Consider the following 23,704-nt stretch of genomic DNA (forward strand, 5'->3'; position numbering starts at 1 on the left):
ATTATAGCTTTTTACAGATAATGACAAATAAATACATCTGTTAGAAAAAAAGGTTGTTTTTTGCAGATTGCTTAAAAACATTAAATTCCAGAAAGAAAATCAAGTTTTCACAAACCAAAAATATCTGACAGCGCATATATCCCGCAACAATCCTCAAACATCAAGCCATAAAAAACAAAATTAAGAGGATTATCAGAATGAGAGTTGAAATTTTATACCGCTGTTTGTCAATTTCAAATCTTCGGACGAAAGTTTTCCAACTGGTATTTTAACAAATGGCTCGATACGGATTTTGTATTTATTGAAAAGATTTTGCTGACGACCTATAGAGAAATTAAAGAAACCAATATAACTATTTCCTTTTAAATGCTTTTCAGAAACCGGTTCATCCACCTGTTCCACAGACACCGCTTTAAAAGTAGAAGGATGACCTGTTTCCGGATCGAAGCTTGCTTTATCTACAGAAGCGTTCTGCTCAAAAGTGTTACTGCGTCTTTCACTGACTACATTGAAGTATGATACTCCTGCACTCGTATAATAATTTTTGTTCAACCTGTAAACCAAGGCAATAGGAATATCTATCGCTTTAAGATTGGCATCTACAGCTAACACTTTTTTCTCAGAAAAAGCACTAACTCCTGCTATACCTGCTCCTCCCTGGGGAGGAACAATGCCTCCTGCTTCCAATTGAAAATAAGAAATTCCTGTGCTTAGTGAGAACTTATCTGAGAGCCTGTAAGCAGTGGTCACGCCTGCCCCGATATTCACATTAGCACTCGTTGCTGCAGGCATGACTTCCAGACCAAAATCCCAATTAGAACCAGATTCTTTCTTTTTCAAAACTTTACCTGCATTCTTTGATTCTGCCATAAGGAATTCGGCAGTAGTCAGCCGCTCACGTTTAACATGGGCAACTGTATCTTTATTGCCAGTTCCGGCAACAGGTTTTACAACCTCTGGCTCTATAATAGATTTACTATTTGCTTTAGCATATTGTCCCTGGGAACCTTTCTGCTGTATATTTTGTACATTTAATGCCAATTCTGTGCCTTTCTGTTTTGCCCTATCAGAAACAATTGTATCAGGAATAGAAAAACCGGTATTTAAAGGAGATGCTATCCTTTTATCTTTTACAGCAACTGCCGCATCAGCCAAACCTGATTTCAATTCTCCGGAAAAACTATTACTGATTTTTCCTGACGTGATTGCAGCAGCTGTATGATCATCAGATATATTACTGCCTGCATCAGCAGCCGGACTGTCAGTACCGCTTTTAACAACAGGTTTTACCACCGCAACCGTATTGTTTTTTTCCTGGCGGAATATTTTTTGAAATACAACCGGAAGTACTGAGGCCATTAACAGAAAAACAGCAGCAATTCTGATCCAGTTTGAGAAAAACGGATATTTTTTCTTTTTTGTTTTTGAAAATGATTCCCATTCTCCCGGCACATAGGTTTCCTGATAATCTTCGAAAAGATCAGCAATCTCCTTTATCAATTCTTTCTTAGAATGTTCCATCAGTGATTTCAATACTTTTTTTATAGAGTTCCCGTAGCTTCTGCTTTGCCCTTGTGAGATAAGTCCGGCTTGAGCTAACCGGTATGGTTAATAAAGAAGAGATTTCATCATGACTGAAACCTTCAATCTCATAAAGATTAAACACAGTACGGTGTAAATCAGGAATACTGTGCAGTAGTTTTAAAATATCCTCAGCAAATAATTTTTCCTCTACTTCAACATACCCTGCTGTCCCTTCTTCATATTCATCTATATAGGTCAGCGCAGATTTATTTGCCCTGATTTTATCCAGTGCCGTACGAACGGTAATTTTAGCGAGCCACGCCTTAAAGGTTTTCTGAAAATCTATCAGATTATGGTCATGCCTGAAGTCATACATTGTTTTAAATGCCTTCATAAAACTATCATTTACCACCTCCTTTGCAGCATTTCTATCTTTAAAATAACGGGTTGATATCCCCATAAGATAACCCCAGTAATGGACATAAATACGTTCTTGTATGCGCTCATCACGCGCAGCAAGGCCCGCAATGATCTCCTGGAACATTGTATCTTTATTATCCACGCTTCGCTAAACCTATCTTGTAAGTCAATATATCTATTTTACCCCCTGCTTAACCGCAGATTACAACCTTATCTATCATTTAACAGAACCGGATTAACAGCATAAACGCTTCTCGCCGGAATAACGCTACAGTACTTTTCATTTAAATTCATAAATATCGGATTTTTCCTGAAATTTCAAATTTATCTAAAAACGTTGTAGCGTTATCGTAATCCGCCACGTTTTACCTTCAAAAAACAACTAATAATTTTTATAAAAACAATTAAGACATGAAATCAAATCGTACTTTATTCCCGAAAAACATTAAAAGCTCTATAGCACTTATCGCGTTGATTGGTACTGCGCTTTCATTCACTTCGTGTAAAAAGAGTGATCCTATTCAAAGAGATGCTTCTGCATTATCAATTACCAATGCTTCACCACTAAGAGATTCTGTTGATTTTTATCAGGGCAGCCAAAGACTTAACAGCGCACCTTTACTTTATGGAATAACCTACAATTATTTAGCATTTACCCCAGGAACAATAAATGTTGGAGTATCAAGACCAAATAATCCGAAAACATTTTATAATACAAATATCACGTTAACAAACGCTATGTACCAGTCACTATATATTATCAATAAAGGTGACTCTACTTCTTTCCTGCTTTTAAAGGATAACTTTATAGCACCTGCGGCAGGACAAGGTAAAATTCGTTTTGTCAATCTTTCTTCAGATTCACCAGCTTATGACCTGGTATTGGAAGGAGATACTACTGCTTTCAAAAACAGAGCTTTCAAAGAATTTACCGAATTTAAAAGTATTAAACCAGCTAAATACAAAGTATCACTGGTTAACACAACAACTAAAGCAGTTGCAGCTACACTTACAGATGTTGAAATCGCAGCTGGAAATTTCTATACTATCTATGCTAAAGGTTTATTAGGCTCAACTGTTGACGCCAAAAAGATCAGCCTGAAATCAAGCTTACACAGACTTCAGTAATTAAAATTAATCCGCTAAAATATAAACCATCTGAGCTTTTAAATTCAGGTGGTTTTTTTTATCTGCTACCCTGACGTAAAATAAATGCACCAAGCATTAATGCAACGGCAACACCTGATATACCAGGGAACAAAATAAAAAGATAAAGTATAGCACTTATACCTGCGACAGCAAGAATAAACAATAACCCCTTCACAGGAGTTTCCATTTTAAAAGCAGCTATAATTGTAAACAAGTAGAATGTGGCAGCGAGGATCGGTAAGAACATTTACAAATATGCCAACCTAATGTTAAGTTAATGTTAAGCGTTCTTCATAATTTCATTTCAATGACATTATTTTATGCCAGCAAATAAGGTCTTTCCTGATATGTTTTCCATAAAAGCTCTGCGAACAGACTATTTGCCCTTGCATAAGGTGAGCCAGTGAATTGTTTTGGATTATCAGGATCGAAGGATTCATGTAAGAATCCTGTTTCTCCATGACATTTCTGCAGCATTTTCAAACAAAGTTTAATTTCTTCGTCATCAGTACTGGTAAGTGCCCTTGCAATGATACTCATTGGCCAGATCATATGTTTGGTAATACGCGGACTCCCTATTCCTTCAGCGAGCTTACCTTTATAAAAAAACGGATTATCTTCAGAATGAATCATTTTTCTTGTATTCAGATATACTTCATCTGTCATAGATAAAGCACCCAGATAAGGTAAAGACAGCAAGCTAGGAATATTTGCATCATCCATCAGGTTATAGCTTCCCATTCCATTAATCTCATAGGCATATATTTTACCGTAAACAGCATGGTCTACAATTGCATATTTTTGTAATGCCTGTCTGACTTCTAACGCCAGTGCATCCATATCTTTAGCAACCTGCTCATCGGCTTTAATTACCCTGAATAATTCAGCGGCCTGACGCAGGCTCACCACCGCAAAAAAGTTAGAAGGAACAAGAAAAGAGAAAACAGTTGCATCCTCACTCGGCCTGAAAGCAGAACAGATTAGCCCTACCGGTTTCACAGGATAACCAAAACCTTCCATAGGCAAACTATCTGTTGCCCATAAAGTAGTACGTTGAAAATGATAAGGACCATTATTCTCTTTGCGCTGCTGCTCTTTAAAAGTCTTTAAGATTGTCCTTATTGCGTCCTGCCATTTTGCATCAAAGAAACTTGTATCTTTAGTTTGCTGCCAGTACCGATAAGATAAACGTATTGGATAACAAAGTGAATCCAGTTCCCATTTACGCTCATGAACTCCAGGCAGCATAGTTGTCAGGTCATCTTTCATCGCTCCTACTTTAGCAGGGTCATTATAAAAAGAACTCGCATAAGGATCTTTAAGAATATAGCTTACCTGCCTGCTGATGACTCCGCCAACCAGGTTCCTCAGCCCTTTATCTCTTCTTAAAAATGGCAGATAAGCCCACATATGGACACTGCTATCTCTCAGCCACATCGCATCGATGTCCCCGGTATTGATATAGGTATCAGATTTTCCATTGAGCTCAGAATAGCTAACCAGATTATCAAGTGCATTTGGAAAGCAATTATTGAATAACCAGGCCAGTTCTTTATTTTTCACTTTATCGGTAAACTCAGTAATCGCATTTTCAACTGCTTTACTTGTAAAACGACGTAGTTCTATTGGTTTTCTCACTACAGGAAATTCTGGTTCGGCAGCGAATGACAATAGCTTACCCGACATCATTGCAGCCGTCAAAAGCCCGGCTTTCTGCACAAAAGATCTTCTTCTCATTTAATATACATATCAGTTCAACTCAGCACTCTGTGAAATCAACAAACAAATGCCTCTATTGTTAAAAGAATCCAATATTATATATTTTTTTTAGATTTCTTCCCCTGTTTATGCATATATTAAATGAAGGACAAGATAAATGTCTAGTATTTTAATAGTTCTTTTATTTCAATAAAAACTATATTAGCCCCATGGACAGCTTCTACAAAAATTATAAAGGGATAATCTGGCTGATAGCTGGCATCATAGCAGGAAGTATAGCTGGTTTAATATTTGGCGAGCGTGTCAAAGTGCTTAAACCAATAGGAGAAATCTTCCTTAATCTTTTGTTCACAGCTGTTATCCCCCTAGTATTTTTCTCTATTTCTTCAGCAATCGGAAGCCTGAAAGAAACGAATAAACTAAGTAAAATGATGGCTGTCATGGTTTTGGTATTTCTCTCTACTATACTAATCTCTGCATCGCTGACAATCCTTGCCGTTAAAATATTCCCTGTTCACGAACATATGACCAACACTCCGTTAACAGAAACCATAGTTAAGAAGCCATTTGGAGACCAGATTACACAACTGCTTACAACCAGTGAATTCTTTGAGCTTCTTTCCAGAAAAAGTATGCTGGCTATGATTATATTTTCCGTACTTACCGGTTTCGCAACACTCCGTTCAGGTGAATATGGAGCAGCATTTTCAAATTTTCTGAATGCTGGCAATGAAGTTTTCAAAAATGTATTTATCATTATCATGAAACTGGCACCTGTAGGATTAGGCGCTTATTTTGCCTATCAGGTGGGCGTTTTTGGTCCGCAGCTATTTGGCAATTACGCCAGATCTCTGGGATTGTATTATGGAACAGGAGCTTTCTATTTCGTTTTTATTTTTACCTTTTACGCTTTTATAGCAGGTGGTGTGAAAGGCATAAAAAAATACTGGAACAACAATATTATTCCATCAGCCACTGCAATAGGTACCTGTAGCAGCATTGCGAATATACCTGCTAATTTAGATGCCGCGGAAAAAATTGGTATTCCTGGTTATATAGCTAATGTAACAATTCCATTGGGTGCAACTCTGCATAAAGACGGATCAAGTATTTCATCCATCATTAAAATGGCCGTTGTATTTGCCATGTTCGGCAAAGGCTTTGATAATATGGAAACGATAATGATTGCTCTGGGTATGACTGTATTGGTCAGTATTGTCGAAGGGGGTATTCCTAATGGGGGTTATGTAGGTGAATTACTTTTTATTTCCGCTTATGGTTTTCCTCCCGAAGCTTTGCCACCGGCGATGATCATCGGAACATTAGTAGATCCGATGGCCACCTTATTAAATTCAACCGGCGATACCGTAGCTGCAATGTTAGTTGCAAGATTTACGGAAGGTAAAAAATGGCTTTCTACAAAGGCATAAAACCATTTTCGATATTATCATCATGTAATCCGATTACAGAATAGTGTCTTGGCAGATACCATGTAACCGTTTGCATCATATTTCTATAGTGAGTTTCTGTTTCAAAACGATCCGGAGTAATATTAAAAGCCAGATCCTGCTTCAATTCCTCTCCAATCTTGCGTGCCATCAACAGGACTTTAGGCCCTTCTATACCATTCAGTTCAAAGAAGTCCTTTAATAATTTTCTGGTTTCAGATGGAAGTATAGTTTCTGCAGGTTGTCCGACCATAATTTCTTCACCCTCAGCAACTACTTCTTCGGTACTGCTGCTAATGCTGAACTGACTGTCTTCTGCTGTGAAGAAACTACCATTCAAATGATAGTTTAAGAGATCTCCATAAGATAATACCCAGTCTGGCTGCCCTTCTCCAGGATTAATTACCACACCGTATCCTCTTTCCAGCAGGAAATCACTAATCATTCTTTCAATATAAAAAGATTGGTACTCTTCACCTGGTTCAGGAACAAATAATTGAAAATAAGGGAAACCATCTGGCCCGGCTATAATCTGTGGTGTACCGCATCGCAGACTCGCAAGAGGCAAATCAGCCAGAAAGCGGCTTACCCAGTCTTCGTCCCTTTGCTCCATTGGTACAGCTAAAAGTACAGAAAGCATCTGTGTTTTTTCTAAATCTCCAAGATACTCTTCAGGCACCTTTTGTTTTTCTGATTTAACAACAGACTCTGTTCCAACAACTTTCCCAGTTTCCGTTTCCTTTGCTGCATCAGTCTTTTTGAAAATATCGAATAATCCCATGTAATATAAAATTGCTAACCCGTCAGGTGTATCCTTTAAGCGCAACCCAAATTTAACAAAATATAGATAAATAGGGCGCTAATTGTACATATTGTATCAATATCCTGGTTCTCTTCAGAATAAAATTCTTTAAAAGTGCCATTCAGATCTTCATTAGATTTTGGAAAGCCGATTGAGTATTAGCGTATAAGCAGGAGATAAATCCGTATCAGCAAAGAAATAGCAGCTTGTTTATGATCTGAATGGCATAACTAATTTACAGGTAAATCCGCTTCTAAAACAGGGCCAGCTGACTCAAAATCAATCAGGCAGGATTATAGCAATTTTTCAGGAAAGCCGTATGTGTTTATTTATTAACTTTGGATTATGAGTAAATTCTTTTTATCAGAGCTCCATATTTATCCCATAAAATCTCTTGCAGGTATTAGTCTGACAGAATCACTTATCGAAGAAAAGGGTCTGAAATATGACCGGAGATGGATGCTGATTGACAATGAAGGCACGTTTATCAGTCAGCGTAAATATCCAGGATTAGCTTTACTCCAAATCAGTTTGGGAGAAGAAGAAATGACAATTACCCATAAAAACAATCCTCTGCAAACCATTTCTTTTTCTTACGGGACCAATACAGGTCAGCACATTGCCGTCAGCGTCTGGGGTACAGCATGCACTGGCATCGAAGTCAGTATAGCTGTCAGCAAATGGTTTTCGGAATTTCTAAAGACAGATGCCCGTTTAGTGCAGATGCCAGAATCCGAAAGAAGGCTTGTTGATCCCCGGTATGCAACAAATAATGAAATAGTAAGTTTTGCAGATGGCTATCCCTGCCTGATTATTAGCCAGGCCTCATTAGATGGACTAAACGACCGTCTTAACGATAGGGTGCCAATGGATCGTTTCCGGCCTAATTTTGTCTTTACCGGAGGAGAACCTCATATAGAAGATAACTTTGACACCTTTTCTATTGGGGACTTATCTTTTAAAGCAGTAAAACCATGTTCCAGATGTGTGATGATTACTGTAGATCAGCAGAAAGCCACCAAAAGTGCCGAGCCTCTGAAAACTCTTGCAGGCTACCGCACTATAAACAAGAAAATAATGTTTGGCCAAAACCTTGTCCATAAAGGCTCCGGTACTATCCGTGTTGGTGATCAGCTTGAGGTGAAGGAATGGAAAGTTTAAAAACTTCTGCCATACCAATCTTCAATGCAAAAGAATCCTTTAACGTTATCTGATTATAATGTGCCAGAATTATGCGTATGACACCGCCATGGGTTACGATCCCCACATTTTTGTAAGGCTGCTTTAAAAGCTCTTCTAAAAACAATAAAACTCTTTTTTGCATCTCCAGCATAGTCTCCCCGTTAGGCGGAGCCCCATTCACAAAATCTTTCATCCAGAGCTCACATTCATCCCGGTCTACGGTATCCCAGGTATCACCTTCCCAATCTCCAAAATTCAATTCATATAATGCTTCACTTTCCTGGTAAACAGGAGAAATTTCAGCAGCCAGCACTTTACACCTGAAAGAAGGACTTGAATATACAATAACCAGATCTGAAGGGATCTGTTCCATAATATGATCTTTCTCTTTCGTAAAACTATCAGCAAGCGGGACATCCAATCTGCCATAGATCAACCCTTTTTTAATTAAAGGGGTAGTATGCCTGATCAGATAAATTTCCATATCAGAATATAAGATAAATAAATTATCACCTCAGTAAGCTGCTGTACGGCTCCCAGACAATCTCCCGTATATCCACCTATCCATTTCTTAAAATAGGCGCCCAGATATAAACTAAAAAGTAATACAGGAACAATAATCATTAATAAAACTGGTTGTGCCAGATAGACTGTCAAAGCGACCAGGGGTATTAAAGTAAAAATACCCGCTGCAATAAGGTTTACCTGCCTGCCCTTTTCTACTGCCCCGCTGGCTTTACTTTCTTCAATACGTGCATAGCTATGGTTAAAAACTACCGTTATTGCTGCAAAGCGGCTTAGTGAATGCGCTACAATAAACAAACCAATGGTTGTTATCGTATTGGCATAAATGAATGTTTCTGTAAATAACTGCAGTAATGCTGCAAACTTAAGTCCCATCAGCAAAAGAAGCCCGACTACACCATAGGTACCAAGACGGCTGTCTTTCATAATCAGCAGGATCTTTTCTTTTGCCCATCCGCCTCCAAAACCATCACAGACATCAGCAAAACCATCCTCGTGAAAAGCACCGGTTAATAATACCGAAGCCACCATCGCTAACAGCACAGCAATAGTTTCACCAAATAAATAAGCAGTACCCATAAAAACAATGGCAGTAATCATCCCAACAATCCAGCCTACTACAGGCAAATACCGAATTGAATCAGGCAAACTATGTGCATTATTCTGATGTATAGAAGCAGGTGCAGGTAATCTTGAATAAAATGATAATGCTGTAAAGAAAAGCTTTAATTCTTTGTTCATCAGGATTTATTAGTTATTTCGGCACTTTGAAAACTTGCCATCTCATTCAGAAAGTTTACCGCACTTTTTAACAAAGGGTAAGCTAATGCACAACCTGTCCCTTCCCCCAGCCTGAGATGAAGTCCCAGCAATGGTTTTGCATCCAGGTATGACAACAAATAACGATGCCCTTTTTCTTCCGACTCATGGCAGAATACAGCGTTATTTTTTATACGCTGATCAATACCATAAGCACATAGATAAGCTACTGTTGCAATGAACCCATCTACCATAATTATCATTTTTCTTTTTGCCGCAGCCAGCATGGCACCAGTCATTTCAAGCAACTCAAATCCACCAAAGTGTGCCATTAATTCATAAATATCACTGTCCCCTTTATAATTCGCAATTGCCTGTTCCAGTATTTGTTGCTTTTTAAGCAGCTGTATATCATTCAAACCTGTTCCTCTGCCTATACAATCAGCAATTGGCAAATCACAAAGTAAACTCATTAATACCGCAGCACTTGAAGTGTTACCTATCCCCATCTCTCCAAAACCAATTACATTACAGCCCTTTGCAGCAATTTCTACTACAACTTCTTCGCCTTTTAACAAACAGAGCTTTGCCTGTGCTATAGTCATTGCCGGCCCATCCAGAAATGAAGCCGTGCCTTTAGCAATTTTTCCATCGCCTAATGGCAAGCCATCTTCAAAATCATAATTTACTCCCGCATCCACAACTTGAAGATTGATTGCATGCTGTCTGCAAAAAACATTAATAGCAGCCCCGCCGTTGAGGAAATTCAAAACCATTTGCCGGGTTACTTCCTGAGGAAAAGCACTCACCCCTTCGCGGGCAATTCCATGATCTGCTGCAAAAACTACCAGATGAGGATTGATTAATTGCGGATTTGTTGTTTCCAGTATTTCTCCTATCTGCAAAGCAAGATCTTCCAGCATACCTAAAGATCCGGGCGGTTTAGTTTTATTATCAATTAATACTTTTAAATCTTCAGTGATCATATCCTGCTATCAAATTAATACGCTATAATAAATTATCATTTCTTCAGAAACAAAGGAAGTCCAGAGACCATAAATATTGCTTCATCTGCTTTAGAAGCAGTATATTGATTGGCCCAGCCTTGCAAATCAACAAATTTCCTTCCTACAGGTGTATCTGCATGCAGCCCCATTCCCAGCTCATTGGAAATAATGATAAAAGTACCTGGAATTTTGATAAGCTGATCTATCTCTTCTTTAAAATCAGCTAAAGCCAGTTCTATATCATTATCCCTGTCCATAAAGAGATTTGTTAACCACAAGGTTACACAATCAATTACTACATAACGCCCCTGTATGGGTAAAAGATGAAGATGACGATAAGCCTCAAAATTTGTCCACTCCGCCCCACGATCATGCTGATGTCTGATTACTCTTTCCTTGAAATCTTCGTCCCATATTTTGGCCGTAGCCACATAAACCGGATCATTACAAAGCTCTTTCGCACGTTGCTGTGCATAACCACTTTTACCGCTTCTTACTCCCCCTGTGATAAAAATCAGCATATTTATGGCTTTACTACCGGATCTGCATTTTTAAACCTTTTATAAAGAAACAACTGCCATTTCTCTTCTGCAACACCTGCTTTATCCATTTCTGCCCTTGAAAGGGTAAAAAATAAATCAGATAAACGATTAATATATGCTGGTATGGTCTCATCCACTTCATCTGCCTTAATTAAACTGACCAATCTTCTTTCACCTCTGCGCATTTGTGTTCTTACCATATGGCAAAGTGCAGAAATTTCATTTCCGCCTGGCAGAATAAAGTAGTCAGAAGGATGGGTCATTGCATTTTCAAGTTCATCAATCCAGCTTTCGCAAAATACAGGGCCATCAACAGGCATCGGATTAGTATTAATCTTCACTGTATCAGAAGGACGTGCCAGGTGTGACATCATATCCATCAGATCTTTCTGAATTTTATGCAGGTTACTTTGCCATTCATGTGTATGTCCTAACTTCACCCTCAGCATCCCTATGGTAGAATTCACTTCATCGAGCGTACCGATACATTCTACCCGCACATCATCCTTAGACACGCGTTTACCCCCAAAAAGACCTGTAGTTCCTTTATCTCCTTTTTTAGTATATATCTTCATTTGAATAATTTTAAATAAGGCTTTACAGCCGATATTTTGGTTTGACCGGCAACAACACAATTTTAACAAATAAATTTAAAGGATGTTTAAATAGCAAGCTTAATATTCTCCGGTATAAACTGAACAAACGTATATTGCCCCTCAAATACGCCTGAATTTGAGGGGCAATACAACTAATATCCTTTCACATTTTTTAGAAACTAATATTATATCTCAGAGAGAAATTTCTTCCTGCAAGATTAAAACCACGTTTCTCATAGTAATTTTCGTCCGTGATGTTATTCATCAGGAAAGTAACTGTATGTCTTTTTTTATAAGTATAACTTGCTGCAAAATCAGCTACCATAAAATCAGGATAAACAATCTCAGGATATTTAGGATCATTAAAATCCGTATCCTTACGTTTACCTGCATACCTGGCACTTAATCTTAAGTCAAGCCCTTTCAGGTTATTAAATTCAAAACCATAACTGGAAGTAAAGTCTGGCACATTATAAATGTCCTTAACAGATTCACTACCGTCTGCTAAAATAGTAACTTCTTTAGCTTTGGCCGATTTAGTCGCATTACCAAAAACTTTTAAAGAATAATTTTTTGCAGCTAATGTTCCGAAATCCCAGGCAAGCTCAGCTTCAAAACCATCAATATTTGCTTTATTAGCATTCACATATGTCATACGGGTGCCGATAGGAAAACCGCCCGGCGTAGTTTCTGTTGGAACAGGTACACTCGTTTTAGTCGTAATCCTATCTTTCACATAGGTATTATAATAAGTAAAATCGGCAGTCAGTCCCCATTCAGGTTTGCTGAATCTTAAGCCTGCATCCCACGAGATACTGTTCTCATTTTTCAAATCCGGATTTCCCTGGATAACACTTGCTTTGCCATTAGTGATTTTTTCAGAGTAACCAGCTACATTATAAGCATCGGGTGTTACAAAGGCACGACCTGTGGTTGCATGTACAGTAAATAGCTTACTAATGGCATATTGAGCAGCTAAACTCGGACTAAAAAAAGGATTAGTCTTTTTACCGCCAGTATAAGTAGTCAACAAAGGAGTCTGCATTACATTGTAAGTAATCAGATCTAAACGTACACCTGGATTAACAACCAGTTTATTATCCAGAAAGTTAAGTTGTCCCTGGATATACCCCGCAGCAGAAGAAAGGCTGTAATTAGGAGAATATGGAGCTGATTCAGAACCATCAGGATTAAACGATTGTGAACGTGTAGATGCGTAACTGTAATCTACACCGAAAATCAAGGTATGTTTACCCAGCTGGTAAGCATCTTTTGCCTGTATTCCCTTCCAGCTTGTAGAACTTTTATAAGAAGCATAAGGCGCAAGCAGACCATTCACAGAAAGCAGGGTATTGTTTAAATTGTTCTCTTGTGAGGTATATCCCTTTAAAGTTAAATGATGCTGATCTACATCACCTGAAAGTGTAGCTTCTTCATTATGACGCTCAATATCTTTTGTACTTGGCTGTCCGTTTCCGTAAAATATATCGCTTGGCGATTCTACATTTTTTGCAGCAAAACGTTCGCCTCTTACATCAAGCCTCCAGTTTGCATCGAACTGGTAGCCCAATCTCAAACTTCCTGTATTGTAGTTAAGCTTTGTATAATCTCGTCTTAAGCCATCAGAACGCTTATCGTCCATTTCAACTGGTCCGTCAGTATAGTTATAAAGCGCAGTGTTGGCACCAAGCATTTTTCTAAACAGATTGCCCTTACCTAACTTCATATTTTTAGCCCTGTCGAAATTCAGGAAAGACAAATCGAAGTCTAGTTTTTTACTAATATTCCCACCAGCAGAAGCGCCCAGCTGTGTTGTTTCATAAGATCCATATTCTGCAAACACATTTCCATGAATGTCACCTGAGGATTTTTTAGTGATAATATTTACAACCCCACCCATTGCTGATGCACCATATAAGGCAGAAGCAGGTCCTTTAAGCACTTCAATACGCTCAATATCAGAAGGATTAATCGTTGAAATACTTACCGTACCAGCCGGACGGCCATCAACCAGTAAAAGCGACCGTTGGTTTAACCCGCTTGCCTGTGGCCTAAAGCCACGAATGCCAATACCAGAAGACAAGCCCGGGTATTGGATAATACTTACAGATGAGTTTTTCTTTAAAAGATCAGTCACTTCCAGAGAGGGGGTCATATCTATTACCGCTTTAGTAATTACTGTCATACTCTGCGGTACATTACTTCTTTTAACTTCAGTTCTTGAAGAAGTGATAACCACTTCGTCCAGTGCATTAGTTCTAATAGAATCAGCTTTTTTTTCCTGTGCTATAGCCGGACAGCTGAGTAAAACCGTACCTATGAGCAGGTTTTTAAATGATAATAAAGGTAAATTTTTATGCATATAATTTAATATTGGTGTGCAATCGGATAGTGGATCGGAATATTAAAGTGTATCGAGAAATTCTCGCAAAGAAGTATAGATAGTCGTTTTGTTATTTTGTTGTATTGTCCAAAGAGAATCAGGTCCTTCACCGGAAACTGAAACTGAAAGCTCATTTTCATCTGATAAGGATATATTAAAGCCATTTCTGACTAATGCTTTTTTAGTCCAGAAAGCGGCAATGCCCTCCCCTGTGACTTTGATATTTCGTTTTCCGGTATAATGAATATTGAAAGTCCCGCTGGCAGCATCAAATGCTATCCCATCTTTATCAAAAGCCTGTTGAAATGAACCATTTAAAACCAGCTCCTCTGGCAATCCGGCATCCAGATGCCCGCCATTACTCATTAACCAGATCTGGTCAGCTACCTGCAAAGCTAAATCAAGTTCATGCGTAGAAAGTAAAATGGCTTTGTTTGTTTCCTTAGCCAGCTGATGCAGTAAACGCATCAGTTGAATACGGCTTGGTAAATCAAGGTGAGCGGTGGGTTCATCCAGAATAATTAAAGGGGTATCCTGCGCCATTGCTCTTGCAAGCATTACTTTCTGACATTCCCCATCACTCAGGCTATCCATTTTCCTGCCTAAAAATGCCGCGGTATGCGTCGCTCTTATTGCCTGCTCAATAATCAGTTTATCCTGCTCAGTCAGGATACCCAGCCATCCTGAATAAGGATAGCGGCCAAGGGAAATCAGCGAGTAGACGTCCAGGTTACCTGACCTTACATTGTCTGTCAATACTAAACTTATTTTTCTGGCTACCTGTGCAGGTTTTAGTTTTTTAAGCGCTGCACCATCCAGTATAATTTCACCATTCAGCGGATGCTGTAATCCAGCTATAGTTCTGAGCAAAGTAGATTTACCACAACCATTCGGGCCCAGTAAACAAATAAGCTGTCCTGCATGAAGTTCTAAATCCAAAGGTCCTGCAATAACTTTCGTTTTGCCCTTCCCGGCCTGATAGCCAATCGTTAATCCTGAGGTATGAAGTAATGAAGTTTGTGCAGCCATTAGAATCCTCTTAATTTAGTTGGCCCTGCAATGATCCAGATAACCACAGGTGAGCCAACCAGCGCAGTGATTACGTTAATAGGCAAAACTGTTTGACTGCCAGGTAATTGCGCAACAATATCGCAGATCAGCATCAACACCGTACCAATCAGGCAGCATGCCGGGATAAGGATACGATGATTTGAGGTATTAAATAAAGCTCTTGCCAGATGTGGTACAGCTATCCCGATAAAACCTATCGGACCACAGAAGGCAGTAATCCCTCCGGCTAAAATACTTGTACTGCCAATAATCAGTATCCTTGCACGTTTTACGGTCAGTCCCATACTGCGTGCATAGTTATCACCCAATAATAAAGCATCAAGTAATTTTGAAGATAAGAATGAAATTAATAATCCGGCAAAAACAACAATCGCCAGGATACCGAGCTGTCCGCCTGTCACCCCTCCCAAAGAACCAAAGGTCCAGAGCAGATAATCTTTAATCAGTTCAGGAGAACTGAAATACTGCCAGATACTAATTACTGAAAGTGTGATATTACCAATCATAACACCCACAATCAGTACAATCACATTGTCTTTTAAGGACGAGGAAATAGATACAATAAGAATCATAATCAAAGCTGCACCGAGTGATGAAGCCACAATGATTAACCAGCTTCCTGAAATCCCAAGCTCCTTAATGGTATATAAACTGGTAATACTACCGGCTGATAACATCACAAGCGCCACTCCCAGGCTTGCCCCGGCTGTAATCCCTAAAACTGAAGGTCCGGCAAGCGGATTGCGGAAAAGTGTTTGCATTTGCAGACCGCTCACTGATAAGCCGCAGCCTACAATTATTGCTGTAAGTGCTTTTGGTAATCTGATTTTTTCGATGATATATACCCAGGTATCGTTCCCGGAATCAGAGGTAAATAACACTTTAATCACCTCCTTTAAAGGAATATGGACAGAACCCAGCGCTACATCAAGCAGAAAAGCCACCAATAATATGGAGAGCAATACTGAAACTTTTATTTTGTTCAATTTCTTAAAAAATTAGTTCAATTGCTTGTAATAAACGAGCTGATGATCCGGTAATAATTCTGGATGGAAGATTTTGATTAAATCCCCTAATACAGTTTGGGGGTTTACAGCACCCGATTCCCAATAATCATTGGAACCTATATCATTTACTTTTTTATTGAAATTAAAGATCTTTCCATCTTTGAAAGGCTTGAATGCTGTATAACGGGTGTCTATAGCCTTAATGTCATTTTTGCTGTCCACTGTTCCTACATTAATCCAGAAATCTGCCTGAAGCGCCACCGGTGCAACTGTTTCAAAATTTAGTGGTAAACTTCCTTTTCCGTGTACATTGGCCCACTTATAGTTTGTCCCTGCATCTTTCAGAAAATGAACCATATAGCTATCTCCATCTGGTACATACCAGGTTCCTTTATAAGGCATCCCACAAATCAGGGAAGGCTTAACAACCGCTTTTTTACCTATTTCTGCTAAACGGTGATATTCTTTTTCTACAACATCAAATTTAGCATTGACCAATGCCTCTTTGTCCATCAGTGCAGCCATCAGTTTAACCCATTCGGCACGGCCAAGCGGTGTAGTTTCCAGCCATTCTGAATTCAGCATTACAGGTACACCTGCACCAGTAAGTGTTTCATATTTACTAAATTTGGCATCCGGACTTCCCATTACCATCACCAGACCCGGTTTCATGCTGATGAGCATTTCATCATTCATCGTTCCATCAATCCCTACTTCTTTAACTTTCCCGGCAGCAATATTCTTTCTTACTGTTTCTGAACTTACATACTTCAGACTTCCCAATCCAGTTATTGCATTTGCAGATCCCGCAAAATCGGCCAGTGCGATATGCATAGATGACATGGCCACTAAACTTTTAACGGGGATTTCTATGAGCTGTGCCTTTTTATAACCTTCGGGGGCTTTTGCACCTCTGGCCAGTAAAACATACTGTACCGTGTCCGCGTGATTACCCATACCCGAGTAAATGCTGACTAGCTTATAATGCTCATAATAATCAATATTAAAGCCTTTAGCATACTTAATTTCTGCACTTCCGGTCTTTGCTGAAGTATGTTTTTGGCCAGACCGGTTCTGCTTGCATGAGGTAATCAGCAACAGGGAAACTATCAAACAGGGAAATATTCCGCCGAATGACAAATAATTTATTTTTCTCATCATAAAGTTTAGCCTTTCTTCCGAAAGCATTTAATAACTATTGATAAGGCAGGTCTTCTGACTTCCTCAAACTACTACCTTCCCTTCTTGATGAAAGTGGTTTTCACAGCAGTTCCCAAACGAGGTTTACAGCAGCGGAGACTGTTCCGGAATTACACCGGTATTCCCTTAAAGCATTTTATTTCTGTTCAATATTTTAAAAAATTCTCTTCAATAAAATGCAGCCTTAAGTGTGCAAACCTAGATAAAATCGAGGATAAATGCAATGCGCTCAGTAACTGAGTATTTTGGCACATCTATCAGTTCAAATCCGCATGCTTTATAAGTGTTCCGAATAGCCTCATTAATTAAAGTGGCTTCTTCGAAAGTTTGCCAGCGCTCACTATCATGAACATAAATTGCCTCCCACGGCGGAAGAATAAAAACCTGCTTATGATAAGGATGAAGCTCTAAGGCACTATAATACATATCTGGAACAGGAACTTCAGTGACATCCATATAAGCAATAATATCAGGAATACCACGATCAAAAAAAACAGGTTGATCCAGTGGTACATTTGTCCAGGAAACGATCATCTCTTCCAGTACTTTTGCAGAAAAGCAAGTGAGATCTATCCATGGTAAACAGAATGATCCCTTTGCTGTCTCCTGAATAATCATTTTTCTTGATACCTCTTCAGAACACCAGTATCCCTGCTGCTGCAAACCATGGATCAATGTTGATTTTCCAGAACCAGGACCTCCGCTAATAATATATTTTTTGGATGTATTCAGCATTGCAGAATAAGTTTGATTGATTTAAGAAGATATAATTTTATAACTGAAAGAAGTAAATGGTAATTGATAAAACCATAATCAGACATACCCCCTGGTTAATACTGCTTACCATTTTAAATTCTTCATGTTTGATTTCCCTGCTGTTACTCCCAATCAGTGGTTTATCAACCAGGATGCCATGGTAAACATTGGGGCCGCCAAACTGAACATCTAAAATCCCGGCCAATGCTGCCTCAGGATAACCTGCATTGGGACTTTTATGCTGATGGCCATATTTCATCACAAACTGCCACCCTTTCATACTAAAGGTAACCATGAGCATCAAAATGGTTGTAATACGGGCCGGAATAAAATTGACAACGTCATCCATACGGGCTGCAAATTTACCAAAATACTCATACTTATCGTTGTGGTAACCAACCATAGAATCCATCGTATTGATCATTTTGTAAGTAAGCATTCCTGGTACCCCTGCTACAAAATAGAAAAATAAAGGTGCGATCACACCATCACTCAGGTTTTCTGACATGGTTTCAAATACAGCCACACGAATCTGCTGTGCATCCAGATTTGAAGTATCACGCCCTACAATTCTGGATAAACGTACCCTGCCTGCTTCCAATCCTTTATACTTCAAAGCATCAAACACTTGTTTTCCTTCTGTAATCAGACTTTTATTGGCTAATGCATAATAAACAAATGCTGTTGCAAAAAGAAAATATACCGGTACGCTATGGCTTAGCATAAAGTGTATAGCACTGTAAAAGAACAAAAATGTTCCGGAACATAAGATTAGCGCCATAAACATGCCCTTAATAAATCTGAACCTGCCTTTGTTAAGATGCTTTTCAGCAAAAGAAATAAGATGGCCAAAAAATCTTACAGGATGCGGCAAACCTTCGGGATCACCAAATATCAGATCCAGCAAATAACCTGCAAGTAGAGGAATAACGATAATTATATAGGTTTCCATTTGGTTAAAGCATTGATCAGTAATTGATTTTTATTCTTACTCAAAGTCGCTATACGGATATGTTTGTCAGTAAGCCCTCTAAAATTATCCGCATTACGGATCAATATATTAAATTCTTTTAGTAAAAACTGTTTTAATGCTGCCGCAGTTTGCCAATTCGTCCTGGCCAGAAAAAAATGGGTATGGCTTGGATAAACAATAAGCCCGGAAGCCGAAAGTTTTTTGCTGAAATCGGCCTGATCAGCTAATAACTGCTGAAGAGGGATTTCTATAGTTTTCGCATGGTCAAAAATAAAATGTCCTGCTGCAATAGCCATTGTATTGACCGACCAGGGTAATTTAAAGGACCTTAACCGCTCAATTAAAACCGGGTTTGCAGCTAGGTAACCTAATCTCAAACCAGGAATCGCATAAGCTTTCGTCATAGAGCGTAAAACAATCAGGTTAGTATATTTTTCAATCAGGGCAATCACTGAAATTACAGAAAAAGTGAATTCAATAAAAGCTTCGTCCACAACAAATAAAATATTGGAATGTTTTTGGATTAATTGCTCCAGATCCGGGTATACTGCTCCTGTTGGATTATTAGGATTGCAGATAAACAGCAGCTCGGTACCGGGTGTTATTCCTGTTTGCAGTGCGGACCAATCCAGAAAACTAATTTCATGGCCGAACATTTTGCAGGCGTCTTCGTATTCTGCAAAGGCTGGAATAATAAGTGTTGTTTTTCTTTGCTGATAAGCCTGGGCAATCAGGTAAATACTTTCTGTACTTCCATTAGTGACCAGTATATTTTCAGCTTTAAAATTGCAGGATAAGGCTATTTTCTCTGTAAGACTTTCTGCAAGCACTTCAGGATAGCGCTGTACATTTTCCCATTGTGAAAAAAGATGTTCCTTCAAACCTTTCGGGGGCCCGCCATGCCATACATTTGTACTAAAATCGGCTGCTAATGTTTGCCCGTATAAATATCCATCATCTCCGTGTCCCTGAAACATTTGATTAGTCTTTAATATTCTGATATACCTGGTCAATATCCAGATTTTCTCTCAACAATACAGCTAATTTATCATATTGTGCACTGCGGAATTGAAGATAATCTACATATTCTATTTTCAGATCTGTGTATGGAGCGATCAAATCATTGATGACTACCTGATTATCTAAAATACCGTGTAAATAGGAGCCCCAGCATTTTTCTGACAATAAGTAACCATCAGTATGTTTTTCATCCAGAAATGCCACAGGTTGCACTGCTCCTCTGATCCGTGTTTCTCCCATATGTATTTCATATCCTATACAGTTTTCGGGAAAGTTTCTGTAGGTAAAATGGCATTGCCTGGTCGTTTTTTCACTTAACAGTGTAGTTTCAACCGGTAAAATACCAAGTCCGGCAACTTCTCCTTCAGCAGATTCTATCTGCAGCGGATCTTTGATAGTTTCCCCCATCATTTGATATCCCCCGCAAATACCGATTACGGTTTTACCACTTTGATGAGCTTTAGTAATTGCATCAGCAAGTCCATTATTTCTGATTTCAATCAGATCTTCTATTGTATTTTTACTGCCTGGCAGGATCACAATATCTGCCTGGGCGATACCTTGTTTTGTATGTGTATAATAAAGATTAACTCTGCTATCCTTATCCAGACAGTCAAAATCTGTAAAGTTAGACATCCTGCTCAGTAATACGACTGCAATATTGACTTTACCATTTACAGGCTGGTTACGTTTTAAACGGAGTGAAACAGCATCCTCTTCTTCAATAAAAATATCTTTGAAATAAGGGATTATTCCAATGACAGGCACTCCGCATAACCCCTCTATGATTTTTTTACCTTCTTGAAAAAGAGCTGAATCGCCACGAAATTTATTAATGATAATACCTTTGATACAAGCTTTTTCTTCAGGTTCCAGCAAGGCCATTGTCCCATAAAGACTGGCAAAAATCCCACCTTTATCAATATCTGTAATGAGATAAGTTGCAGCTCCGGCCGCTATTGCCATTCTCATATTGGTAATGTCACGCTTTTTAAGATTAAGCTCAGAGATACTCCCTGCCCCTTCCATCACAATCGGAGAATAACGGGAAGCTAACCTCTTCCAGGCGCGTTTAACTTCTTCAAAAAGTTCGGTACGGTCATTTGATAAAAAATATTCTTTCGCACTTTGATTTCCTATAGATTTCCCATTCAGGATAACTTGTGAAGTCTGATCATTTGTAGGTTTAAGCAATACAGGGTTCATATCTGTATGGCATGGGATACCGGCCGCTTCTGCCTGTACGGCCTGTGCACGGCCAATTTCCAGCCCTTCGGGTGTTGCATAACTATTTAACGACATATTCTGTGCTTTAAAAGGCGCTGGTGAATAGCCATCCTGTTTAAAGATCCGGCAGAATCCGGCAGTAATCACACTTTTACCGACATCAGATGAGGTTCCAACGAACATAACGGGCCTGAGTTTCTTTTGAATTTCCATGGAATACAAGCTTACATAATTTATCAGAGCTTAACAATTTCATGAACTATTTCTTAAGGAATAGTTATATCCCGATCAGATTAAATCCGATTCCTTTCTATTATCTTAATATTCAATTAACAGAAAGCGCTGATACTTGATAAATAATTATTTAACCATAAAACCAAATATATTCCAATGAAAAAATCAGCTTTATTTCTGATAATGCCTGCGTTAATGGTATTATCCTGTAAAAAGGAAAATGTTCCGCTTCAGCAAAAACTCAGCAATGTAAAAAGTGATGCAGTAGAAATTGCAAAGGATACAGCAAACATTACACTCTCCTGGAACAAAACTTATCAGAAAATTGAAGGTTTTGGCGCTTTTGGAGGCCGGATTACTCCTTTCTTTGAATCTCCTAAGAGAGATAGTATTATGAATTATCTCTGGGGAGAAACGGGTTTACAAATGACCATTATCCGCGGAAAAATTATCCGCAGTTATCCTTTTGATAAACAGAGTGGTGTGGTAACCATTAAACCTGCCGGTTCGGACATTGATATGGATGTAAATGGGGCCGGCTATAAAAAGCTGACTGATGATCAAAAAGAACAGATCGGGCAGCTCTGGATCTTAAAAAAAGCCAAAGAACGTTATCAGTTGCCCATTATGTTTGCCAGCGCATGGACACCTCCCCTTTATATGAAAACAAACCCCGACAGTGAAAGCGGTAAAAACTTTAACGGACTTAATTTCAAATGCTGTTCAACTGATTTTGCCCGTTATATTTCCGGGTTCACTAAAGCTTATCAAAACGAAGGAGTCAATTTTTATGCAGTTTCACCAACCAATGAACCAGAAAATATCTTCTCTGACTGGGATGCCTCTTACTGGGATTCCAAACATCTTGGTGAGTTTGTTACCAGTAATTTACGCCCGGCTTTAAATGCTGCCGGATTAACGTCTACAAAAATCATCTCCTCTGAGAATGCTGCCTGGGGAACTGCCAATTCTTTCTTATCAGGAATGGATAAGAGTAATGTCGATATTTTAGCAGGACATGGTTATGTAGAAATCGGCGACCTGATTTTTGGAAAACGCGGGCTAAATCAGGACCCAAAACCATGGACTTTCAGCACAGGGAATAAATCTGTCTGGTTAACTGAAACATCAGATGATGGTGGTACTTATGATGGAACAATTACTGGCGGCCTGAAACTGGCTACGAGTATGCATAAATTTCTGGCAGAATGTAATGTCAATGCCTTTGTTTACTGGCTTGGTATGCTGGCGATCAAAAATAATGAATCTTTAATCGGGACTAATAGCAATGGAAACCTGGAATTCCCTAAAACGTATGATATCATGGGACAGTTTTCAAGGGCTATTCGTCCGGGTTACATTCGTTTTGATTCAAAACTGCAAAACAATTCGACATTGAAAGTATCGGCTTATAAAGATCCGGTAACAGGCAAATTCAGTTTAATCGCCATCAATCCGGGTCAGAAAACTGTGGTTTGTAAAATCAACTTAGATGGATTCAGTGCAGGTATACTTAATTCTTACCAGACAACAGAAAGCAGTGCAAGATGGCAGAATAGTGCACCTGTAACTCCAAAAGTAAATGGGGTCTTTGAAGTACTGGTTCCTGCTTCGGGTGTAATCACTTTTACCGGTACTAAAGGATAGATTTAACAGCTTTATGCGTGGATTATCACGCATAAAGCTAATATGTTTTGGGTAAAAATATGTCAGCAGGTATTCCCAGAAAAACCCGAAGTGCCTTAGCCATTTTCAGGGTTACTTCTCTTTTTCCTGACAGCACAAGGGATACATGTCCCTTGGATCCAATTATAGGCTCCAGATCTTTCGCTTTCAACCCTTTTTCTTCCATTTTTAATTTAATTACTTCAATAGGGTCTAATGCGGGGATCAGAACATGTCTTTCTTCATAATCTCTGACCAGCAGCAACAGTAACTCAAGTTCATCAAAATCAGGAGTACCTGGTGCTGAATGAAAAATATGAATAGTCCTGTCAAGTGCTGTATTGTATTCTTCTTCGGTTTTTAAAACTTTGTAATGGCTCATAATTGACGTTTTAATAAAATATTTATAGCTCAATATGTTTTATTTCGGTTGCATTTATCTTATCATATTCCTGATGCGGTCCGAACCAGATATTTACAAATACAGCAAGAATG

Annotated in this window: 23 protein-coding genes and 1 riboswitch; of the genes, 4 read left to right on the top strand and 19 right to left on the bottom strand. The window is 38.8% G+C overall.

What is annotated here, in order from left to right; genetic code table 11:
• Nucleotides 1-192: 192 nt before the first annotated feature.
• Both HDE68_RS18640 and HDE68_RS18645 read right to left on the bottom strand, forming a co-directional pair.
• Nucleotides 193-1,521 carry a hypothetical protein gene (locus tag HDE68_RS18640; protein WP_183883738.1) on the bottom strand — a complete coding sequence of 443 codons (1,329 nt, stop codon included), beginning with the start codon at nucleotides 1,519-1,521 and terminating at the stop codon, nucleotides 193-195.
• Nucleotides 1,508-2,068, bottom strand: coding sequence for an RNA polymerase sigma factor (locus HDE68_RS18645; RefSeq protein ID WP_183883739.1), 561 nt, complete (start codon nucleotides 2,066-2,068; stop codon nucleotides 1,508-1,510). Before HDE68_RS18645 ends, HDE68_RS18640 begins: the two co-directional genes overlap by 14 nt.
• Nucleotides 2,069-2,355: 287 nt before the next feature.
• Between HDE68_RS18645 and HDE68_RS18650 the strand changes: the two genes are divergently transcribed.
• Nucleotides 2,356-3,072: a DUF4397 domain-containing protein gene (locus HDE68_RS18650; protein WP_183883740.1), complete on the top strand. Its 717-nt coding sequence runs from the start codon at nucleotides 2,356-2,358 to the stop codon at nucleotides 3,070-3,072.
• Nucleotides 3,073-3,130: 58 nt separating this feature from the next.
• Here HDE68_RS18650 and HDE68_RS18655 read toward each other — a convergent pair whose 3' ends face one another.
• Entirely contained in the window at nucleotides 3,131-3,340 is a 210-nt protein-coding gene (locus HDE68_RS18655) for a hypothetical protein (RefSeq protein WP_183883741.1), read from the bottom strand.
• 71 nt (nucleotides 3,341-3,411) lie between these two features.
• On the bottom strand, nucleotides 3,412-4,830 hold the full coding sequence (locus HDE68_RS18660; RefSeq protein ID WP_183883742.1) for a glycoside hydrolase family 125 protein: 1,419 nt from the start codon (nucleotides 4,828-4,830) through the stop codon (nucleotides 3,412-3,414).
• Between the two features lie 191 nt (nucleotides 4,831-5,021).
• On the opposite strand from HDE68_RS18660, the gene HDE68_RS18665 reads away from it, so the two are divergent.
• The gene (locus HDE68_RS18665) at nucleotides 5,022-6,242 is read left to right on the top strand and encodes a dicarboxylate/amino acid:cation symporter (protein ID WP_183883743.1); all 1,221 of its coding nucleotides are present in this window, start codon (nucleotides 5,022-5,024) and stop codon (nucleotides 6,240-6,242) included.
• Here HDE68_RS18665 and HDE68_RS18670 read toward each other — a convergent pair.
• Nucleotides 6,229-7,041 (bottom strand): hypothetical protein, encoded by an 813-nt coding sequence (locus HDE68_RS18670; protein ID WP_183883744.1) that lies wholly within the window; start codon nucleotides 7,039-7,041, stop codon nucleotides 6,229-6,231. The two genes, HDE68_RS18665 and HDE68_RS18670, sit on opposite strands and share 14 nt — an antisense overlap.
• 366 nt (nucleotides 7,042-7,407) lie before the next feature.
• Here HDE68_RS18670 and HDE68_RS18675 point away from each other — a divergent pair, with 366 nt between their 5' ends.
• Nucleotides 7,408-8,223, top strand: coding sequence for an MOSC domain-containing protein (locus HDE68_RS18675; protein ID WP_183883745.1), 816 nt, complete (start codon nucleotides 7,408-7,410; stop codon nucleotides 8,221-8,223).
• On the opposite strand, the gene HDE68_RS18680 is transcribed toward HDE68_RS18675, so the two are convergent.
• The 13 genes from HDE68_RS18680 to HDE68_RS18740 form a co-directional block, all read right to left on the bottom strand.
• Nucleotides 8,177-8,728: a histidine phosphatase family protein gene (locus HDE68_RS18680; protein ID WP_183883746.1), complete on the bottom strand. Its 552-nt coding sequence runs from the start codon at nucleotides 8,726-8,728 to the stop codon at nucleotides 8,177-8,179. The genes HDE68_RS18675 and HDE68_RS18680 overlap by 47 nt on opposite strands.
• Nucleotides 8,713-9,510: an adenosylcobinamide-GDP ribazoletransferase gene (locus tag HDE68_RS18685; RefSeq protein ID WP_183883747.1), complete on the bottom strand. Its 798-nt coding sequence runs from the start codon at nucleotides 9,508-9,510 to the stop codon at nucleotides 8,713-8,715. Before HDE68_RS18685 ends, HDE68_RS18680 begins: the two co-directional genes overlap by 16 nt.
• Entirely contained in the window at nucleotides 9,510-10,514 is a 1,005-nt protein-coding gene (gene cobT / locus HDE68_RS18690) for a nicotinate-nucleotide--dimethylbenzimidazole phosphoribosyltransferase (RefSeq protein WP_183883748.1), read from the bottom strand. The genes HDE68_RS18685 and cobT overlap by 1 nt, the downstream gene beginning before the upstream one ends.
• 35 nt (nucleotides 10,515-10,549) lie before the next feature.
• On the bottom strand, nucleotides 10,550-11,056 hold the full coding sequence (locus HDE68_RS18695; RefSeq protein WP_183883749.1) for a bifunctional adenosylcobinamide kinase/adenosylcobinamide-phosphate guanylyltransferase: 507 nt from the start codon (nucleotides 11,054-11,056) through the stop codon (nucleotides 10,550-10,552).
• A gap of 2 nt (nucleotides 11,057-11,058) precedes the next feature.
• Nucleotides 11,059-11,652 carry a cob(I)yrinic acid a,c-diamide adenosyltransferase gene (locus HDE68_RS18700; RefSeq protein WP_183883750.1) on the bottom strand — a complete coding sequence of 198 codons (594 nt, stop codon included), beginning with the start codon at nucleotides 11,650-11,652 and terminating at the stop codon, nucleotides 11,059-11,061.
• Nucleotides 11,653-11,845: 193 nt separating this feature from the next.
• Entirely contained in the window at nucleotides 11,846-14,035 is a 2,190-nt protein-coding gene (locus HDE68_RS18705; RefSeq protein ID WP_183883751.1) for a TonB-dependent receptor, read from the bottom strand.
• 42 nt (nucleotides 14,036-14,077) lie between these two features.
• Nucleotides 14,078-15,085, bottom strand: a complete 1,008-nt coding sequence (locus tag HDE68_RS18710; protein WP_183883752.1) for an ABC transporter ATP-binding protein — start codon at nucleotides 15,083-15,085, stop codon at nucleotides 14,078-14,080.
• Nucleotides 15,085-16,113 carry an iron ABC transporter permease gene (locus HDE68_RS18715; RefSeq protein ID WP_183883753.1) on the bottom strand — a complete coding sequence of 343 codons (1,029 nt, stop codon included), beginning with the start codon at nucleotides 16,111-16,113 and terminating at the stop codon, nucleotides 15,085-15,087. Before HDE68_RS18715 ends, HDE68_RS18710 begins: the two co-directional genes overlap by 1 nt.
• Nucleotides 16,114-16,125: 12 nt before the next feature.
• Entirely contained in the window at nucleotides 16,126-17,295 is a 1,170-nt protein-coding gene (locus tag HDE68_RS18720) for an ABC transporter substrate-binding protein (protein WP_183883754.1), read from the bottom strand.
• A 26-nt stretch (nucleotides 17,296-17,321) separates the two neighbouring features.
• Nucleotides 17,322-17,506, bottom strand: a riboswitch (cobalamin riboswitch).
• 26 nt (nucleotides 17,507-17,532) lie between these two features.
• Nucleotides 17,533-18,069 carry an AAA family ATPase gene (locus HDE68_RS18725; protein ID WP_183883755.1) on the bottom strand — a complete coding sequence of 179 codons (537 nt, stop codon included), beginning with the start codon at nucleotides 18,067-18,069 and terminating at the stop codon, nucleotides 17,533-17,535.
• Between the two features lie 37 nt (nucleotides 18,070-18,106).
• Nucleotides 18,107-19,042, bottom strand: coding sequence for an adenosylcobinamide-phosphate synthase CbiB (cbiB, locus tag HDE68_RS18730; RefSeq protein ID WP_183883756.1), 936 nt, complete (start codon nucleotides 19,040-19,042; stop codon nucleotides 18,107-18,109).
• Complete coding sequence (locus tag HDE68_RS18735) at nucleotides 19,027-20,040, bottom strand: pyridoxal phosphate-dependent aminotransferase (RefSeq protein WP_183883757.1); 1,014 nt, start codon at nucleotides 20,038-20,040, stop codon at nucleotides 19,027-19,029. The genes cbiB and HDE68_RS18735 overlap by 16 nt, the downstream gene beginning before the upstream one ends.
• Before the next feature lie 4 nt (nucleotides 20,041-20,044).
• Complete coding sequence (locus HDE68_RS18740) at nucleotides 20,045-21,523, bottom strand: cobyric acid synthase (RefSeq protein ID WP_221300799.1); 1,479 nt, start codon at nucleotides 21,521-21,523, stop codon at nucleotides 20,045-20,047.
• Between the two features lie 177 nt (nucleotides 21,524-21,700).
• Here HDE68_RS18740 and HDE68_RS18745 point away from each other — a divergent pair, with 177 nt between their 5' ends.
• Nucleotides 21,701-23,191 (top strand): glycoside hydrolase, encoded by a 1,491-nt coding sequence (locus HDE68_RS18745; protein ID WP_183883758.1) that lies wholly within the window; start codon nucleotides 21,701-21,703, stop codon nucleotides 23,189-23,191.
• A 37-nt stretch (nucleotides 23,192-23,228) separates the two neighbouring features.
• On the opposite strand, the gene HDE68_RS18750 is transcribed toward HDE68_RS18745, so the two are convergent.
• The gene (locus HDE68_RS18750; RefSeq protein WP_183883759.1) at nucleotides 23,229-23,591 is read right to left on the bottom strand and encodes a type II toxin-antitoxin system HigA family antitoxin; all 363 of its coding nucleotides are present in this window, start codon (nucleotides 23,589-23,591) and stop codon (nucleotides 23,229-23,231) included.
• Nucleotides 23,592-23,704 lie beyond the last annotated feature (113 nt).

The organism is Pedobacter cryoconitis (assembly GCF_014200605.1).
Classification (GTDB): domain Bacteria; phylum Bacteroidota; class Bacteroidia; order Sphingobacteriales; family Sphingobacteriaceae; genus Pedobacter; species Pedobacter cryoconitis_B.